Raw genomic sequence first — 20,545 nt, forward strand, 5'->3', positions numbered from 1 at the left:
GACTAAACCCTTAACTGAGTAATGGCCATGTTCTTAAACCTACCCTATCGTTATAAAAGTTTGGTTAGTAATATTTTCACCATATTAATATGGTTGGTATGTATTGGTTATCCTCCTATCCAAGCCCAACCCACTGTAATCGCTAACAAATCCTATCATATACAACACTATACAGACGAAAATGGACTTCCACAAAATAGCGTAAAAAAAATTGCTCAGGATGACGCAGGTTTTATTTGGCTGGGTACCGAAGCAGGACTGTCTAGATATGACGGTCAAAAATTTATAAATTATAGTGAATTTGAATATATCCGTGGAATCCACTCCTTCGAACCTGACCTATCCGCTCCCCCCCAATATATCTATGCCGTTACTGATCAATATGAACGACTAAGACTCCATCAAGGCAAATTTGAAAGAGTAATGGATCATTCACAATTAAGCAAATCGCTTATTAAAAATTCTTTTTCCAACAAACCGAAGCACTTCTTAACAAGAGGACTACCAGAAGACGCAGAAGGTTTATTCTTTCCTGAAAGCGTTCAAATCCCCTATTCAGATTATCGTCTCTTTAATTGTTCACACGATAAAATTGACTTCCTAAGAGGCCATACTTTAGTGGCACGATACCCCATAAAAAGCGATAATCTATGGCATTTCTTTAGACTAAATAACCGTTTATACCGTTTGGCGGACAAGGATAGCCTCATCGTTTTCGACCCAGAAGTCAGTACCTCTTCCTACCGCATAGCCAGGATTATCAACCTACCTAAAAGTAACAACCAGAAAAGCCAAATTTTTTGGAATAATGCAAACAATCAATCGTTCTTGTATGTCAACAAGAAACTTTATCGGTTAAATGAAGGAAAGAATGGGAATCTAATCGCAACAGAGTTGCTATCTAATTTCGATTTCACTTCAAGGCAGATTCGGTCGGTCTTTTTTGACATAGAAACACAAAAACTGTACTTAGGTAGTCTCATAGAGGGTTTATATATTATCAAAAGAAAACAATTTACCACAATCAACAATCCATTTTCGAATTCCGACGATGTATATTATGCCCAGGAACTTTTAAACAAACACAGCATCATTAGCCCTCAGGGAGATATTTTTAATTTCTCGGAGTATCCAAATATTAAATATGAATTTAATAATCTCTTATCCCAAAACCATAGATTTAAAGATAAATATGGCCTTATACACGACCTTAATGGAAACTTTTGGGCTAAAGGGTTCTCTTATTTATACAAATATGATCATCAAGCCAAAGGAATTTTATCCAAAAATAAATATTCTGATGAAATATCATGGATCTATCAAGGTAAGAACAATCGACTTTGGGTTGCGTTTAGACAATTGGGACTGTATTATCTGGACATCAACAGCCAGGACCTTAAGCCAAAAAAGTTTATTGGAGCTCCACTTAGAAGAATTACATGGATACACGAAGCCCTTGATAATGTCCTCTGGGTGGGAACCAGAGATGGTCTTTATCGAATCGAATTAAAAACCAAGAAAACCTCCAGAATTAATCAACTGAATGGACTCTTTATTCGAAGCATATACAACCCTCAACTCGATGAAATGTGGATCACGACCTATCAAAATGGAATTTTTCTGATCAAGGATAACAAAATAACTAAATTCCCTTTAGACAATAACCGATTCCTTGCACGATCGCACTGCATGGTAGAAGACAGCTCCGGTTTTATGTGGATTAATACCAATAATGGTCTTTTTCAGTTTAAAAAGCAGGCTTTATTGAATTATGCTACCAATAAAACAATCCCCTATTTTCGCTACTATAATAAATCGAATGGGTTTAATCACAATGAATTCAATGGAGGCTGCCAACCCTGCGCCTTAAAATTACCCAATGGACTTATTTCCTTCCCATCGATGGACGGTTTAGTGGTCTTTAATCCAAAGCAGATTAAGCATAAACAAAAATTAGCTCCCATAGTGATCGACCAAGTACTGGTGGGTAAGCAAGAGATGAAACCAATTGAAGATACGTTAGCTTTAGTTCATGACCAAGGGCAAATCAAGATTGCATTCAGCAATGCCTATCTGGGAGATCCCACCAATTTAAAGATATACTATTCATTAGTCCCGATTGGTACTACACCCGAATGGTACCCCATAGAACCAGGTGACCATTCCATTCCCCTACCACCATTAAAACCAGGCACCTATACCTTGGTCATCAAGGGAGTTGGGGGCTTCGACAAGGATAGTATTATTACTAAACGCTTGACCATACAGATCCTAAAACCATGGTACCTAACTTGGTGGGCAATCGGTTTTTTTATACTCGCCATCGTGGGTTTCATTTTATTGATTATAGACCTCCAGCTAAGACGCGCCTTAAAACAAAACGAATTATTGGAAGGTAAAATCAAAGAACGAACCCTCGCCTTACAACAAACTGTACTAGACCTAAAGAACTCTCAATCCGAATTACTTAAACAAAACAAGTTACATACTTATATCCTTGCTTCCATCACCCATGATTTCCGTTCTCCACTAAAATTTATGCACGCATGGCTCACCGAAGTACCCAAAGAAATCGCCAATGGAGAGGCGAGTGAAGTCTCCTCCTCTAGTCAACTTATCGAGAAAACCATGCGCCATATGATGCGCCTCACCGACGACATGACCCATTATTTAAGAGCCATTACTACGGAGTCACAAGGTAGCTGGAACCTGGTATCTCTCAAACCTTTGGTCGAAGACAAAACAACCTTATTTAAAAGTCTCTCCTGGATCAATAAGGGCACCATCAAAATAACCATAGACCCAGAGTTAAAAATCAAAACCAATGCCAACTTGCTAGGTATCGTAATTCATAACCTGATCGACAATGCCTTTAAGTCCAAGCCGAATGCGATGGTAGCAATCCATGCCAGCTGGTCCACGAAGTTTTCACAGTCGACCCTCGAACTCACCGTCCGAGACAATGGCCCAGGGATACCCGATGAACTGCTGTTATGGCTCAACAGTCCGCCAAAGGACCATATAGCCCCCCCCCAGAGCTACCACGGGCTAGGTCTGGCTATGATTAAAAGTACCTGCGAAACGCTTGGCGTGACCCTGTTTTATCAAAACCTAAATGGAACCGTGGTGACATTAACTTTCCCCCCGGAAGGAGTGCCTAAACTTTAATCCTTTCCGGTGCCACACGATGCCCGAACGAAGGGTGCTAAATTAGTGGCTAGTGACATCCAGCAGGTCACTTTGCTGATAAGGAATGGCCAGGTTCCAAGTCTTACCATTTAGGGATACTTCTATTCGAACCTGCTGCGCATCCACCGACAACACCCCTGTCTTAATCTCAGGAAGTGTGCTCTCATAGGGCAGCAGCAGCCAAACCAGGGTAGTAGATTCAGGAACTTCTGTTTCGTAAATACTGGCCACATTGGGTTCATATTGGTTGTATTCGGGACTGTACCAACCCTGAAGATCCGGTTTCTCCTGACCTTTGACAAGGCTAATGGCATAGGCAGGAGCACCCATAGGGATTACCGCCAAGTTTCCCTTGGGATGATTCGTTTTCACGAGGGGCCCCTCTGCCTCCACCACCGTACTGGGGTGCCAATGCCAAAGGGCCTCCACCTTACGGGGCCTGTCGGTCGTTACCCGATCCACCACCACCCAAAACTGGCCTCTTACATAAGTTACAGCCCTGGTATGCTCCAACTTCCCATTTAAGTCTTGAAAATCCGCCATGCTATTGGCGGCATAGTCGTAGTCTGGGGTGATTTTATAATGCCGCATATCTAGAGGTTTATCGGCCAACCGAGGGCCAGGACTCTGTCCCTTTCCATCGAATAACAGCACATTATGCCCAGCGCTTCCTTTGGCATAGGGGCGGAACTTATCGGCCACTTCTCCGGTATAAGCGAAACGTCCGGCATCTACCAGAAAGTCGCGCCCATAGGCGGCAACGGACAGATGCAGCATATCGTTATGTTGGTGTCCACTGCCCCAAGGCCCTATATCGAAAAACGACCAATGGGCCTGATGGTCATAGCCGCTGCGCGACACCAGCTGTCCTGCCCAGGGATGAACGTAAGAGGGCCCCTCCTTAGGGCGGGCTCCAGACTCCCCATTGCTCGCCAGATAGGCCCATTCGGGGCGCTGGTATTTTTGGGCAGCGGCCAATAGCAATTTTCTATCGCTTCCCCGGTCTCCATCGTTATTGAGCGCCCGAAACCCATCGGGACGGATATTTCTGGAGATATAGCCATACATATCCAAGATGGTCTGGTTATAGAAATCGGGCAGGGGCTTATTGGCCCGGTCACAGATATCTTTAAAGAGTTCAAAATTGGCTAAAGATACATTATGGTAATGGGAGGTCAGCTCCGTTTGTACCCCATCGGGATATACCTGCCCCTTCATACTCTCTACCATCGCCCCTATGGAATAATCGAGCCAGGCCGCCGACTCCTTGTATTCAGGAAAATTGGTAGCCACCGTAGCCAATGCCGATATCTCCATGGTCAACCAGTTGTTACCGGCATGGAAATGGCGGTTATAATGGGCATGATCGGGCAAGCTGCTGAGCATCAGCAAACGGGTGGCATCGCTCAAGTACTCGCTATGGAGTAACCCATAAAAAATCTTAGACCATACCTTGGCCCGGGCCGCTACTTCCAGCCCCCTCCATACCGAGGTACCACTTTTTTTTGCGGGATAGGGGGCGCTCTTTAGGATAAAATCCCGAAGGAAAAGGTCTATATATTGAGGATACACCGGGTTGCCAGTAGCAAAATAACTGTCTAACACCTGGCTGATCTGCGTATGGCGGTTCGACAACCAGGCCCATTCCCGGTCGTTATGAGGCCCCTTATAATACCAGTCCCTATGGCCATCGGCCCCATATGGGACCTGCCCCCGTACATTTTGAATTACAAAAACATTATTTAAAATGGTATCGGCCAAGGCTACCCGATTTCCCGAGACCTTCGGCAAGGTCCTCCTTAAATGAGCAGCATGAGTACCCTGGCGATAAAATTGCAATAACAGGCTACACGCCTGCTCCAGATCCCCATTTTTATAAGCCGACCGTACTCCCTCCAGACCAGGAGTGTCCAGGTTATACTGCTTTAGCATTTTATGCATCGTTTCTGGAGCCAGTTTACAGATATCCTCGACGGTGGTAGCCTGTTGCCAAGCTACTTGGGCCTGTAAATAAAAGGGAATAACGATAAAGGCCAATAGCAGCCCAACTCGGTGGATTAGATTCATGGGTTCGTATTTAAATTCTGGGTTTAGGGAGTAACAACCAGGCTCCACCCACCCAATTGTGCCAGCAGCGCCTATCCACTAAACCCCAAATTCCTAATTTTTTACTGTCCAAATTCAATATTCCTTGTTTTCCACCTCCAATATTTAGAAAAACTAATAACACCCTTAATTCTTTAAACCACTCATTTACAAGGAAGAATTCCTTTCAAAAACCAAAATAACATCGACAAATCATCATACAAAAGAGCCAATACAACCCACAATTAGATCTTTTTATTTGGTCACTCAAAACCCCTCCTATCATTCCAATAAACACCTAGAAATGTTTCTATAACACCAAGGCTATGCGGCTAAAACATACGAGTTTATGACAAATTAAATTTGATGCAGATTTAAAACAACATTCATACTATACACACAAAAACTTAATTATCCTTCATTTTTTTTTAAGCCCTTGGGGCCAATCACACACTTATTTCTTTACTAAAATTTTACCAATCCCTATTTTTTTTAAAACTATATCACAATCAAACTATGAAAATGAACAAAATCTTTACGACCGCATTGTTTTTCGCCTTCACCGCCAGCACCACACTTTTCGCTCAAGTAAAAATTGGGACCAATCCTACCTCGATAGATCCAACCAATAACCTTGAAGTTGAAGCTTCCACCCCCGACCGAGTGATAGCAATCGATAAAACTACTGGAAAGGTCACCATTAAAGATGGGACAGAGGGAGATGGAAAGATTTTGACAAGCGATATAAATGGTACTGCTAGCTGGAAGACGCCGTTAAGCCAAAATACCGAATTGTGGATTTATGCAAAGTCAACCGTTGACCAAGCGATTCCTACCGGATATACTAAAATTCTTTTTGATACAGAACTTGAAGATAGAGGAAATAATTTTTCTCCTGGAACGAGCCAAGTTATAGTTCCAAGTAGCGGTATTTATCAAGTAAATGCAGGCTTAAAAAAAGTAACTAATACTTCCTCAACCTTCAATATAGGATTAACCATATATGTTAATGGTACTAGTGCTTTTGCGGGTTACGACGACTCGTGGACAGAGAACGCAAAACCAAATGTAAATATTTCAAATTCAATATTTTTAAATGCAGGAGACGTAGTAGATGTACGGATTAAAAGCTCCTTTGCAAAATACTCTATAGCAGAAGGTCATTTCACAATGATAAAATTATCCAACTAACTATTTACATACTCCTGTCGCCTTATATTGGCGAATGGAAACAGGTAATAATATGCTTAATACTCTTTGTATTCATAAATAACTAGTAAATCGTTTAAATTGGTTTATAAATAACCGACTTAAAATCAAAAAAAATATGAAGGAATTAAATCAAAACTCCATACCCATTCCCTTTAAATGGAAAGGGGTACGAAGTTACAATATCGTCATAAGGATAGTCTTCATGGCATTTGTGATTGATGTACATGCACAAGAGGGTACCCAAGGCAACACCACCATTTTTAGTGGTGCGCAGATGACCTTCTTTGGCGATCATAACTTCACTACCGGTGGAGGGGGGACTATGCCTGGAATTATCAATACGGAAAGAACGGTACAGTACGGCGTACTTAACTACAGCTCTGCAAGCCTAACAGTTACGGGGGCAGATGACGCCAACCATGTAGATGGCTATGTGCGTAACTTAGGAGCTGGGTACTTCCTTTATCCTGTAGGAGATAATGGATCCTATCGTCCTTTCGGCGCCGATGGAGCGGGTACAACAGGTGCTTATTTTGGCGTAGATCCCAATTCGGCCGTAACCAGTAACCTCGGAGGGGGCAATTACCCAATACTTCCTACTTCAGGGCCCTTTCCAACGGCCGATAAACAAGCGGACATCCATGCCGTCAGCACGGCTGAATATTGGGACATAGATGGCAGTAATCCCTCTGCCATCACCTTGTCCTGGAATAGCGGCAGTGCAGTAGATGCACTTACTAATAATAAATTGGAACTACTCACGATCGTTGGCTGGAATCCGTCCACTTCCCAATGGGAAGAAATTCCCTCTTCAAAGGACGATGTAAGTGTTTTGGGAGGTAGCAGTGATCTTACGGCTGGGTCCATCAGCACCACAGCCAATATTACTCCCGATACCTATACCATATATACCCTGGCAGGAAAAGTGGACCCCCTCCCCGTAACCTTAGTAACCTTTGAGGCCACCAAAGAACACGAGGCGGCCCAGCTTACCTGGTCTACCACCTCGGAATCCAACAGCTCGCATTTCGATATAGAGCGCAGCCAAAACGGCATAGACTGGAGCCTAATAGGCCAAATGGATGCTTATGGAGAGAGCACAGCACTTCGTAACTATGCGTTTACAGATCCAAGTCCATTCTCTGGAGAGAATCTCTATAGACTAAAAATGGTAGACTTGGACGATACCTTCGCTTATAGCCGTATACGTAGTCTTTATTTTGAAGGGAGGACGAACGAACTGGCAGTATATCCGAACCCTGCTCAGGAGTACGTCACCCTTCAAAACCCAGAGCAGGTACTGTCCTATCGCTTAATAGGGCCGAATGGACAAGCCTTACTCTCCGACCCAAAAATGTTGGATACCCAGGGGAAACTACTGCTAGGTAAAATAACCCCCGGTATGTATGTACTAAAAATACAACGCAAGGGCGGGCTAACTGAGCACCACAAGCTAGTTATCGATAAATAGAATTGCACTTTTTATATTAAGTTAAGAGGCTGTCTCAAAAGGGCAGCCTCTTTTAATATATCCACGCTCTAAAAAGAAAAATCGACTCGATATTCCTATTTCGTATTCGTCTCCAATACCCCTAACGGCACTTCCCTCCGCGCGCTCTATGCCCTGTCTCAAGTTTAAAACTTCTTCCCTGCCGAGGATCCTTACCCAATTTCATCCCCAGATTTCCATATTAAAAGCGCTACCGCTACAGTATTCACAAAACTCTTACGACTATAAACAACAATAGAAACCAATCGAAAGATCGAAACATTACTAAAAACAGCAAATCATATGGTGATAATACGAGATCATATATCGAACTATCTTTGAGAGATCATTTATAAATACTAAGCTTGGACAAACACGCTTAATTCAATTTCACCCAGATCATTCTAGTTCACCCAGATCATTCTAGCTCACTGTAGTCTTATTATATCTACCTATTACACTTTTAATTATCAACTTATTTTTTATAACTATAACACAACTAAACTATGAAAATGAACGGATTATTTAAAATGGTCATAAACTTTTCCATCAACCCCAGACCCCTCACCCTTATATCGATCAACAATTGGGTTTCTAGCCCTTCAAACAGAGTTTATAAATCACCATTTGCATTGGAATAAGATGATTGAAGTAATAAAATAGAATCAACACGATACTTAAACCTAAATATTATGAGGCATTATAATTCTACAATTTGCTACTCGTTTCGAAGAACGATGCTGGCTCTGCTTTTAACCATTTCTTTTGTAATAGCAACCCTGGCCAGTACTTATGCTGCCACAGTTACCATTAAGGTATGGAACGATGACAATGGAAATGCTCAAAAAAGTTCGGAGTCTTTTATTAATGGAAGTACCACTCCTTTATGGATTAACCTGATCGATATCAGCACCAATCAGATCATCGGACAGGGTAGCGTAAATAGTAGTGGGGTGGCTACCATTACTGGTGCCACCAACGGCGCCGTCTATAAGTTGATCATTACGGCGACTCAACCCGCTTTAGGCTCGTTACTAACGAGTCCTTCATTACCCAATAATTATGTCAATACGGGCATCAATCTCACTTCTAACGCCAGCGGTACAGGCGATAATGCAAACCAAACAGGGATCATCGAAATCACCATGCCGGGGAGTGGAAACCTAACCAATATCAATTTTGGTATTGAGCAGCTTCCAGAGTCTCTATCCATAACGGCCGCCAGCCAACAGAACCCCAATGGTAATTATAAAGTATCCATTGTGGCCCCCAATGCCTTGGATACAGAGGATGGAAATATATGGACCACCGGAACCGGCACGGTGGTTATAGAGACCCTGCCTGCCGATGGCACCCTCTATTATAACGGCTCACCCGTTACCGCTGGCCAGTCCATAGCCAATTTTAACGATGCCCTGCTTTTGGTTGATCCCAACGATGGGGACCTTACCCTAAGTTTTGAGTATTCCATAATTGACCAAGCCGGACAAGCTAGTCCTAATCATGGTACCGTAACCATGCCATTTACGGCCCCAATTCCATTTAATTGTGACTCCTATTTGTATCAAGTTATCTCTACAAGCGCTTCAACTAATAGTACCTTATACCGTTACAATCCTTTTACAGGAAACAGGACGAGCGTGAAGGCGCTTAGTGCTACTTATAACGGCATTGGTTATAACGTAAAAGATAATATGATATGGGGTTCAGATAATCATTTCAACAGAATTGTCAGAATTGATTCGGAGGCGAATGAAACGTATTTTACTATACCCAACCTACCCAGTGATTCCTATAACGTAGGAGATGTCACTGAAGATGGATATTTGTATTTATATACAACCTTAGAAACTAAATTTTATATCATTGACTTAAATGCAGATAGCCCTAACTATTTGCAACTTGTAGACCCGGTTCAAGGTTACGTTCTCGATACCGCACCTTATGGCACAACGATAATTGGCTACGCGATTTATGATTTTTCCTACAACCCCAAAGACAAGAAATTTTATAGCATCATAAACCCTGGCCGAGCCAATGCTTTTAAAATCCTAATCATAGAACCTAGTGACCTATCCTTTTCAGTAGGCGCAGCCGCCGTATCAGGAGGGGGAATACAAGCCGAAACCACCGGCTTTGGTGCTACGTTCTTTGACCAAGAAGGTTTCTTGTATGGGTTCAGTAATAGTCTAGGGAAATATTATCGAATCAATGTGGAAACAAACTCTGCCACCCTACTCTCCACGCAATCACCGAATGGCTCTAACGATGGCGCCTCTTGTCCTTCGGCTCTCGCCTTTCAAACCGACTTGGGTGATGCACCAGACAGCTATATTACCTTATTAAACACTGGCGGTCCTTCTCATATTCTTAGCCAAGACCTACTCCTTGGTCAAAATGTGGATGCGGAAGATGATGGCCAACCTACCTCCACCGCCAACGGGGATGACACCACCGATTCCCCAGACGATGAGGACGGCTTAACGGCTATTCCTCCGCTAGGGACCAGCTATACTGCCTATAGCTTAAACGTAGCCGTGACCAATACCACCGGCGCCGATGCCACCTTATCTGGATGGGTCGATTTTAACAGGAATGGGGTATTTAACAGCGGAGAAAGAGCACAAGCAACCGTTCCCAACGGGGCTAACTCAGCCACCCTCAACTGGACTGGGTTAAGCGGACTTTCGGCCGGACAGACCTACATACGCTTAAGGTTAGCTTCTGATGCGGCGGAGGTCGCCAATCCTAGCGGTGACTCCGGGTCGGCAAGTAATGGGGAGGTAGAGGATTATCCCCTTACCATCTTCTTAGTACCACCGCCAACGGCAGTACCCGATGAATTCTCCACTTCTTGCTCGGCGGGAACCATGAATATCGTGGAAAATGATTTGGCAGGAGCTGCCCCCATTACCATGGCCGAAACCAGACTAATCGACCCTTCTAATAGCAGCAAAGTACTCTCCGTAACCATTCTCGATGAAGGTAGCTTTGTGTTAGATCCCAATACAGGTATCGTAACTTTTACTCCAGTATCTAGTTTCCAAGGCGCCTCTTCAGTAGGCTATGCCATTCAGGATGGAAATGGATTAGAATCCTTGTCGACCATCACAGTAAATGTAGATTGCCCCCTCCCCGTAACCTTAGTCTCCTTTGAGGCCACCAAAGAACACGCAGCGGCACAGCTTACCTGGTCTACCACCTCGGAGTCCAACAGCTCCCATTTCGAGATAGAGCGCAGCCAAAACGGAAAAGACTGGCGCCCATTGGGCCAAATGGATGCTTATGGAGAGAGCACAGCACTTCGTAACTATGCGTTTACGGATCCAAGTCCATTCTCTAGAGAGAACCTCTATAGACTAAAGATGGTAGATCTGGATGACACCTATACCTATAGCCGTATACGCAGCCTTCACTTTGAAGGAACTACGAACGAACTAGCAGTTTACCCCAACCCTGCTCAAGAGTACGTTACCCTCCAGAATCCAGAGCAGGTACTGTCCTATCGCTTAATAGGGGCGAATGGACAGACCTTACTTTCCGACCCAGGAATGCTCGATGCACAGGGTAAGCTTCAGTTAGGAAAGTTAAAGCCTGGTGTGTATGTACTAAAAATACAACGCAAGGGCAGCGTAACTGATACACATAAGCTTGTTATCTATAAATAAAACGCCAACATTTACATAAACCAAGAGGCCGTATTCGCTGGAATACGGCCTCTTGGTATTAAATAGGTATTGCAAATATAGGAAGCTCGGAGCCTCTTTAACCGGCCCTATTAATGCGCCAGTTCACTTTGCAGGAGTTCTACCTTTTTGGCTAGCTCAATGATATTATTAACCTTCAATTTTTCTAATATTCGAACTTTATGAGTGCTTACCGTAGAAATTTTTACGGAGAGCGAGGCCGCAATAGCCTTTACCGTATGTCCTTCCACAAGCAGTTGCATCATCTCCCTTTCCCGGGCGGTAAGGCTATGTAAAGGATTAAATTGAAACTCATTTTGATCAAGAATGGATTCAAAAATCAATTGTTTGATCTCTTTTCGAAGGTATATTCCCCCATTCAAAACGGTCTGAATCGCCAAAGCCACCTCACTTTCTTCCGCTACTTTGGCCACAAAACCATTGGCTCCCTGATTTACATAATATGGGGCATGGGACTTCTCCTCCCGGCCGCTAAAAATCAAAATAGGGACCTTCGCCTGAATTTTCCTTAAACTTCCTAACATTAGCACATCCTTCCCTCCAGGGATGCTTAAATCGAGGATTACTAAATCCATAGGTTTAGTCTTGAGGGCATTTTCGGCTTCCTCGAAACTTTTGGATTCCGTTATCAATGCATTCGAATCAATCCGTCCAAGTATTTTCTTTAGAATCAATCGAACCACCGGGTGATCATCGACTATCAATATATTCTTCATAATCATCATGCATGTTTAGTGTTATTAGTCAACAAATCTAGTATTATACCTAAACATTATCAATAGAAATGTTTCTATATACGACAGGCTATGGCACTAGTAGTCAAATTAAACTTCATCCTTATATTTGAAAAACTTCGGCTGAATAGGCGTAAAAACAGTTACTTTTCCTCGACAAAAAAATAGTAAATCCCTCATCTACAAAAAAAACCTTTCCGCTCTTAGGAAAGGTTTTTTTTGTGTTTCACTTTAATACGTTCTTAGTGTTCGACCCCATAAAGTTCTACTTTTTTCGATAGTTCCAGGATATTATCTACCTGCATTTTATCGAAAATTCTGGTCTTATGCGTACTGACTGTGGAGAATTTTATTCCGAGTATGTCCGAAATTTCCTTGGTCCATTTACCCGCTAACAAGAGGTCCAGTATTTCCCTTTCCCTTGGCGATAACGTTTCTATAGGGTTAGATGGGTAAGCTACCCCATCTACGAAGCGATCCAAAATATTGCGTTGTACCTCAGCACTTACATAACGCTTATCGGCAAGCACCATACGGACCGCCTCTTCAATTTGCTCGTTAGGTGCCGTCTTATTGACGAATCCATTGGCTCCTTTATGGATGTATACGGGTGCATTGGTGATCTCATCCCGCCCCGAACAGATTAATATCCGAACATCTTTCTGTATGCTCCTTAATTTTCCTATCATCTCAACACCCAAACCTCCCGGTAACGACAAATCTAACAAGATCAAGTCATAGGCACTTTGTTCACAATATTCCACTGCCTCGTCGAAAGTCGAAGCAAAGTTGAATTGGGCCTCCTTAATCACGTTTCCAACTATAGATTCCATCCCTAACCAGGTAATGGGCTGGTCATCAACAATAAGTACGTTTGTCATCATTTTTCAATAGGTTATATCGTATGAGCGTTTAGCTCTTCAAATTTAATACTATTTACTTAAATGCAACGATAGAATTGTTACTATAAGAAATACCCTTTTTTATTTAAAAACAAATAAGAAAAATGAAAAATCAAATTCTTTATCCATCTTTTTTATCAATATCGGCTCCAAATAGGGAAATTACGATTCATTCTAAAATATTAAATACTTCGACAAATGGTTTTGTGGAATATTTTCGATTGAGGCCAAGTGTAATAAGCTCCCTCCTCCACACTTTCCGATACTAAGGAGTTGGGTCGGAAAGCTAAAAACACAAATGCCGTAGCCCACTCCAGCAGGTGCTGAGAGGCTACGGCATATTTGGCTTTTATTGTTGATCGGTCTAGTAACCTACATTTTGATCCAATAGCTTATTATTGCGTATTTCGGAGGTAGGAATGGGGAACAACAACTCCCTTTCCTTCAGCACCGGCCCATAGGAGAACTGGTGACCCACATAATCTTCGAAAGTTTTGGAGGTCACGTTAAAGGCCTTCCTCCACCGAACCATATCGTACCAAGTCCGGTTTTCGAAACTTAATTCATAGATCCGCTCTTTCATGATGGCAGTACCTAAAGTCTCCTTGGTCAAGCCAGATAATGGTGCCAGTTCCGCCCGTTTCCGTACCAAGTTAACGGCCTCGTAAGCGGCATCATTCGGCCCTTGAGCTTGGTTAGACGCTTCGGCAAAAATCAGCAAAACATCGGCATAGCGGATTAGGCACCAATTGAGATCCGAACTCGTCGTAGTCAGGTGTGCAGCGGTATCGAAGTGCTTATAGATATAATAACCACCTAGGTCTACCGTCTTACTACGGTCGCTACTTAGGGTATAAGAGCGATAATAGAACTCCTTTTCATTGGCTCTTTTATCTCCTGGCTCATAGGACTCTACAAATTCCTTATTGGCGAATATGGCGCCCGTTTCATCGGAATAGGCCGATATCCCCTGGTTATAAGGAATAATGGACGATTGCCAGCCTGAGGGCTGTAGAAAAGCGGCAAACTGTACCATAAAGATATTCTCCTGAATATTCTTTTTGGAAGGGTCATGCAAGTCATTATAGCTCGTAAAGAGGCTAAACTGTTTCGAGTCGATCACTTCCTTCGCTTTGTCGGCGGCATTTTTATAGTATTCAGCTCCTTTTTGAAGGGGATACCCCGCCATGGTGAGGTATACATCCGCCAAGACGGACTTCACCGCCCCCATATTCACCCGACCCGTTTTGTCGGTCCAGGGCAGACCCGACGCCTCGGCCGCTTTCAGGTCGGCGACGATCTGGTCGTAAATGGCCGACACTTCTGCCGCTTCCGGGTACAGCTGCTCTGAGCCCAGTTCGATAGACGTGGTGATCAGTGGCACTTTACCAAAGATCCGCACCAGGTTGTAATAATACCAGGCGCGCAGAAAATGAGCCTGACCGAGATACTTGTTTTTAGCGGCCTCATCCATATTGATCCCTGGAATCTTTTCAATGGCCAGGTTGGCATTACCAATACCACGGTACGAGCTCTGCCAATACGTCACTCCATAGCCATTATCGGAGTTATTGACCAGGTTACGCACAAATATACTGTTTTGAGCCTGTCCGAGCTCGGTATTGGCTAGGCCGGTAGCAAATTCCAACATCATCCACGGCGCCCCACCGAAGCCCCCTCCAGTGGTGGATTTGAGGGCATCGTATATGGCATTCACCGCACTCTCCGCATGAGCGGGCTTGGTAAAGTAATTTTCCTTCGTAAAGTTCGATGGATCCGTTTCATCCAAGAAATCACTACATCCACTGCCCCAAAGCATCATGACGCTGCAAAGTGCGATACGGGCGGTTGTTTTTATATATTTCATCTTTAATAAAAGGCTAAAAGGTTACAGACCAATATTGATACCAAACATAAACACCCTTGGCTTAGGATAATCGTACAAGGCCACCCCCTGATCGAACGCACTACCCGAAGTGGATACCTCAGGATCGTAGCCTTCATATTTGGTAGAAACGAAGAAGTTCTGAACCGAAGCATACATTCTTAATCTGTTCAGCTTCAGACGTTCTACGATATCGGGAGAGAAAGTATAGGCCAACAGCAAGTTACGACCTCTTAAGAAGGATGCTTCACGCACCCGGTCGGTATCGTTATTGGTATTATACCCGGCCGACACTGGTCGTAGCTGCGCAATATTAGTATTCTGATTCTCGGGAGTCCAAGCATTTAACACCGACCTAAAACTATTGGCAATCCCCTGACGGTCTTCGGCGGAGTGCTTACTGCGGTACAGCACATCGTTGCCATACATAAATTGAAGATCGACGGTAAAATCAAAATTGCGATACTTAAAGGTGTTCAGGAAGGTTCCAAATCCGTCGGGAATCCCTTTGCCGATCACTACCCGGTCGTTATCATTAATAACCCCATCTTCGTTAACATCCTTGTATTTGATGTCCCCTGGCTTTTTCAGATACTGAGCCGCCACTGACTCCTCGTCGGTCCCCCAGGTACCCTCATGAACGAAGCCAAAAAACGAACCTACTGGCTCCCCTTCTCTTACGACCGTGGACCCTATAAAGATATCGGCTCCACCGGTTAGGGCTTTCACTTTGTTTTTGTTGATCGACAAATTGAAGGTAGTATTCCAAGCGAAGTCCCCTTGATTAATATTGACGGTATTCAGGCCAATTTCCACCCCTTTGTTTTCCATGCTACCGACATTCTGCGATACCTGGGTAAACCCGCTACTCATAGGCACGGGAGCACTCAAGAGCATATCGGTGGTCAACTTACGGTATACATCAAACTCAACAGACAGGCGGTTTTGGAATAGCCCCAGTTCGAAGCCCGCATCGATTTGGTGCGTTTTCTCCCAGCGCAAATCAGGGTTCGCCAGGCGGTCTATACCTATCCCAATGGCTCTGCTGCCGTTGAAGATCACCGAATAGTTGCCCATACCGGCCAAGGCTTGATAGGCCGTAATCTCCGAGTTTCCGGTCACCCCGTAGCTAGTACGTAGCTTTAGGTTAGAGATAGCCGGGATTTCTTTAATAAAATCCTCCTCCGAGAGCTTCCACGCCAATGCGGCAGAGGGGAAGAAGGCGAAGCGGTTGGCCGATCCAAACTTTGAGGAGCCGTCGGCCCTACCCGTAAAGGTGATGAGGTATTTGTCCTTCAAGCTATAATTGAACCTACCAAAATACGAGTTCAAACCATAAGCGCTGGCACCGGAAGTCGGGGCCACGGCGGTAGCTCCCGCTCCGAGGTTATTATAACCAAAGTAGTCGTCCTGAAAGTTCTGAGAGCGGGCCTGTGCATAAAACTGATCGACATGCTGCCAAGAAAACCCTAGTAAAGCATTAATCGAATGGTCGGTGCCGAGTTTTTTGTTATAGGTCAAATAATTCTCAAACTGCCAGCTGTTATACCGATCGTTGCGCACGTAAGCATCCCCTCCTTGGTTTCTCGAAATATAATTCAAGGTTCGCCCTCCGTAATAGTCGTTGCGTTGATTGATGATATTGGTCCCTACAGAAGTCCGAAGTTGCAAATCTTTTCCGAAAGAAATATTAGAGTAAATGTTCCCCAACAAGGTTTGGGTCTTTAGATAAAACAAACGCTCATTGACGATATTGACGGGATTACCCCCACCTTCCATGCCTGGATAATCCTCATTTCCACCCCAGCGTCCATCGGGATATTTGACGGGAATAATAGGCAATGCCTCCAGCACTTGGCGCATGGCTATAATACCTCCGCCTCCTAATGGGTCGATTTGGCTTTCATTCTGATCGTTATAGCCCATACTTCCCCCAACTTTCAACCATTTCTTGATCTGGCTGTCGAAGACAAACCGACCCGAATACCGCTTAAGCCAGGACTCCCGGATAATCCCATTTTCATTCCTATAACCCAGATATACCCCGTAGCTATCCTTTTCATTTCCTCCTGAAAACGACAGTTGATGATTTTGCGTAATGGCCTTTTGAGTGGCTTCTTTTTGCCAGTCGGTATCATAAAGGGGCTGACCGTTGGCATCGAACAGTAGTGGATTGGTACGTTTGGTTTTAGGATCCGTGTACTTACCACCGGCCCAGCCTACTGGGTCATATTTGGCGGCATTGGAATAGGCAATCTCCTCTACCTCCAAAAACTCCTTAGAATTCAGCAATTCCAATTTTTTTGCCAGAACTCCTACACTGACGTCCGCATCGTAGTTGATCTGCCCACCTCGGCTCGAGCCCCTCTTGGTGGTAACCAGTATTACCCCGTTGGCACCCCTTGCACCATAAATAGCCGTCGCCGACGCATCTTTTAGCACTTCAATAGAGGCGATGTCATTGGGGTTGATATAGTCGATAGGCGTACTCCCGTTGGACAGTCCGGTTGCGTTCAAAATCACCCCATCGATAACATACAAGGGGTTGTTAGCCACACTTACCGAGGTATTTCCCCGGATGCGGATATTGGCACGTCCCCCAGGCCTACCGGAGTTCACCGATACGTTGACGCCCGTCATTCTACCGGCTAGCGCTTGATTCAGAGAGGCAGCGGGGCGTTCCTGTAGGGTTTCGCCTTTCACGGTACTCACGGCCCCAGTCAGGTCCGATTTCCGCGCCGTTCCATACCCTACCACCACGATCTCATCCAATGCATTGGTGTCTTGTTCCAAATTAAGCTCAAGGCTCGTCCTGCTTCCTACCGTTACTTCCTTGGACTTATAGCCAACAAAACTAAGTACCAAAACCGCATTATTGCCAAGTGACTCCGGTATATCGAGTTGAAAGGAGCCATCGGCTCCAGTGGATGTTCCACGCTGGGTGCCTTTTATAACCACACTTACGCCGGGTAACCCCATACCACTCTCGTCCTTTACCAGGCCTTGAATACTCCGATCGACGATAAGGGGTACTGAACTGACAGGCTGCAATACCGATTGTGTAGAAGTGCTGGATCGTGGACGCTCGCCTTCCTGATTCTTTTTATCGGTAATCACGAAGGTATTGGCTCTGGTTTTCTTAAAAAACAAACCGTGTTTCTTCAGCAGCAAGTCTAGGTTTTTCTCGATGGTCCAGGTATAATTCAGCTGCTTGGAGGTAACGTCTACGGAACCTACCAGTCGGTCCTCAAATATGATTTCGACCCCATAATGCCGTTGTAAGTCCAACAGCACATTCTTCAGTTTCAAATCCTGTTCCTCCGACCGTATATGGGAGGTAACGCGGGAGGCAAATGCCATATCCTGAGCCGTAATAGGGGGTGCTTGTTGCATCAGAAGCACCATCCCAATCAGCGCAGATTGCCTTGCGGAAAGTTTTATGTTCATATTAAAAAGGTTAAGGTGATTTAAAAGTTAGAAATTTGAATGGTATCATCTTTTACAGGCTCCACCCGCAGGTTGAGCACTTCAGAAATAGTCTTTAAGAGTTCGTCAACATCTTTGGTTTTAAAATTGCCGGTAATTTTCCTATCGAGAATATCCTTACGCGCCACTACGGTAAGGCCATAATTATCACGGATCATTTGACTCACCTCTCTAACAGAGGTCGCGTTAAACACATAACGCTGCTCTTTCCAAGCCCCAAAGGCATCAGGGTCTGGCTGCTTGAGTATCTGAACACCACCGTGGGGATTGAGCTTAGCCAAGTCGCCGGGCTTCATGGTGACGCCTTTGTTTTTGGCCTTTTCGGTATAGGCAATACGTACACTGCCTGACTTCAATGCTACCTCGGTGGCTCTAGGCCTGGCCAGCACCGAAAACTCGGTTCCGAGGACCTGCACCTGGAAGGTATCGGAAGTTTGGACCACAAACTGTTGATGGTCTAGGGTATGACTTACCGCAAACTCGGCCTCCCCTTCTAAGAGAACCTTTCTAACCTTCCCATAAAAACCAATTCGAGGGACCTTTAAGCTAGAATTGGCATTCAGGGATACCCGGCTTCCATCTTCCAGATATATATTGGTGGTTTGCCCGTAGCCAGTTCTATAATCTTTATACCACAAACTATCGCCAAACCATACGCCTATGCCTAGCACTAATACCAAGGCCACGGCCACTCCCAAAAACGGATGATAGAGAAAGGGCCATTGCCAGAAATTACTGCTCTCCTCAGGCTCCTCTTCTTCCAATGGCACCGCGTCCATTTCATGCGTTACCCGATACTGTAGGCGTTCCAGAGCCTGCTGCTGGTCGGGAATAAACTGTGGATAACGGGTTTCCCACTCCATAAGCCAGCCATAATAGCATTCCAGGTTTTCGGAGTTCCGAATCCATTCCTCTACTAGTTTTCGCTCCAGAGGGTTGGAGCGTCCGGATAAATAATCGAAAAATATATATTTAGAGATTGTCGTTTTCATTATGCTGCGTTTGGCTAGGTGATGAAGGGCGGGGGGCGCGGGAGGATGCGGAAGGAATCTTATTAGATACCGCTATTGATAAAGAAAAGGGCCAAAATCAGCCATTCTCCACTTAAAGATGCACGTAGAAATTTTAAGGCTTTCGACACATGTACCTCCACCGTTTTAGGCGAAATATCGAGTTCCTTGGCGATTTCGTGGTATTTCTTATTCTCGAAACGACTCATCAGAAAAACCTTCTGGCATTGCTTGGGCAACTGATCGATTACTTCGTTGATTTTAATACTCAGATTATTGAAATGGATTTCGGCATCGGGCTCCGGCTGATTACTCGACAAATTAATATCACCCGATACGGCCAGGGAGTCGACCTTATATTTGCACTCCCTTTTCATATAACTATAGCATTCGTTGCGTACGGACCGGAAGAGGTAACTCGTATAGGAAGTGGTGATATTCTCGTAGGAGCGGGTCCTGTAAAATTGAAAGAACACCTCACTAACTAAGTCCTCGGCGATCTGCCTAGAATATACAAATCGAACGGCGTGGCTGCATAGGGGACCATAAAAGCGACGAAACAAGAGTTCGAGCCCCTTGCTGGGGCAAGAATCGAAGGTGGTTTGGATAAAAAAGTTGGTATCCATTTCGTGAGCGGCATCTTCCTTATGTGCTTGCTCGGTCACGAATGGTCGCTTACTAGGTCGTTCTTCCTTGGCATATAGTCCGTTCATACAATCCTACGTTTTGTAATAATTACAAGACTTTTTTGTACCCGAATTCCCTTACTAAACTAATAAAAAAACTTACTTTATTTTTATTTATAAAATTCATCAGGCCGAAACATGCTCATTTTAATCTAAAACA

At 44.3% G+C, this 20,545-nt stretch carries 11 protein-coding genes; 4 read left to right on the forward strand and 7 right to left on the reverse strand.

Annotated elements, in window-relative coordinates; all coding sequences use genetic code 11:
• The first annotated feature begins 27 nt into the window (after positions 1–27).
• On the forward strand, positions 28–3,168 hold the full coding sequence (locus CLV98_RS05270; protein ID WP_229203224.1) for an ATP-binding protein: 3,141 nt from the start codon (positions 28–30) through the stop codon (positions 3,166–3,168).
• 42 nt (positions 3,169–3,210) lie between these two features.
• Here CLV98_RS05270 and CLV98_RS05275 read toward each other — a convergent pair whose 3' ends face one another.
• Entirely contained in the window at positions 3,211–5,256 is a 2,046-nt protein-coding gene (locus CLV98_RS05275; RefSeq protein WP_109673269.1) for an alginate lyase family protein, read from the reverse strand.
• 534 nt (positions 5,257–5,790) lie between these two features.
• Here CLV98_RS05275 and CLV98_RS05280 point away from each other — a divergent pair.
• The 3 genes from CLV98_RS05280 (at position 5,791) to CLV98_RS05290 (ending at position 11,643) form a co-directional block, all read left to right on the forward strand.
• Positions 5,791–6,465 carry a hypothetical protein gene (locus tag CLV98_RS05280; protein ID WP_109673270.1) on the forward strand — a complete coding sequence of 225 codons (675 nt, stop codon included), beginning with the start codon at positions 5,791–5,793 and terminating at the stop codon, positions 6,463–6,465.
• 136 nt (positions 6,466–6,601) lie between these two features.
• Complete coding sequence (locus CLV98_RS05285) at positions 6,602–7,957, forward strand: T9SS type A sorting domain-containing protein (protein ID WP_109673271.1); 1,356 nt, start codon at positions 6,602–6,604, stop codon at positions 7,955–7,957.
• Between the two features lie 710 nt (positions 7,958–8,667).
• Positions 8,668–11,643 (forward strand): GEVED domain-containing protein, encoded by a 2,976-nt coding sequence (locus CLV98_RS05290; protein WP_109673272.1) that lies wholly within the window; start codon positions 8,668–8,670, stop codon positions 11,641–11,643.
• Positions 11,644–11,753: 110 nt separating this feature from the next.
• Here CLV98_RS05290 and CLV98_RS05295 read toward each other — a convergent pair whose 3' ends face one another.
• The 6 genes from CLV98_RS05295 to CLV98_RS05320 all read right to left on the reverse strand — a co-directional run bounded on the left by CLV98_RS05295 (position 11,754) and on the right by CLV98_RS05320 (position 20,412).
• Entirely contained in the window at positions 11,754–12,398 is a 645-nt protein-coding gene (locus CLV98_RS05295; protein WP_158281199.1) for a response regulator transcription factor, read from the reverse strand.
• 260 nt (positions 12,399–12,658) lie between these two features.
• Positions 12,659–13,300 carry a response regulator gene (locus CLV98_RS05300; protein WP_109673274.1) on the reverse strand — a complete coding sequence of 214 codons (642 nt, stop codon included), beginning with the start codon at positions 13,298–13,300 and terminating at the stop codon, positions 12,659–12,661.
• 382 nt (positions 13,301–13,682) lie between these two features.
• On the reverse strand, positions 13,683–15,185 hold the full coding sequence (locus tag CLV98_RS05305) for a RagB/SusD family nutrient uptake outer membrane protein (protein WP_109673275.1): 1,503 nt from the start codon (positions 15,183–15,185) through the stop codon (positions 13,683–13,685).
• A gap of 21 nt (positions 15,186–15,206) precedes the next feature.
• Entirely contained in the window at positions 15,207–18,650 is a 3,444-nt protein-coding gene (locus CLV98_RS05310; protein WP_109673276.1) for a SusC/RagA family TonB-linked outer membrane protein, read from the reverse strand.
• A gap of 20 nt (positions 18,651–18,670) precedes the next feature.
• Entirely contained in the window at positions 18,671–19,681 is a 1,011-nt protein-coding gene (locus CLV98_RS05315) for a FecR family protein (RefSeq protein WP_109673277.1), read from the reverse strand.
• 62 nt (positions 19,682–19,743) lie between these two features.
• Positions 19,744–20,412 (reverse strand): RNA polymerase sigma-70 factor, encoded by a 669-nt coding sequence (locus CLV98_RS05320; protein ID WP_109673278.1) that lies wholly within the window; start codon positions 20,410–20,412, stop codon positions 19,744–19,746.
• Between the last annotated feature and the right edge of the window lie 133 nt (positions 20,413–20,545).

This window comes from Dyadobacter jejuensis, from assembly GCF_003149085.1.
Lineage (GTDB): Bacteria > Bacteroidota > Bacteroidia > Cytophagales > Spirosomataceae > Dyadobacter > Dyadobacter jejuensis.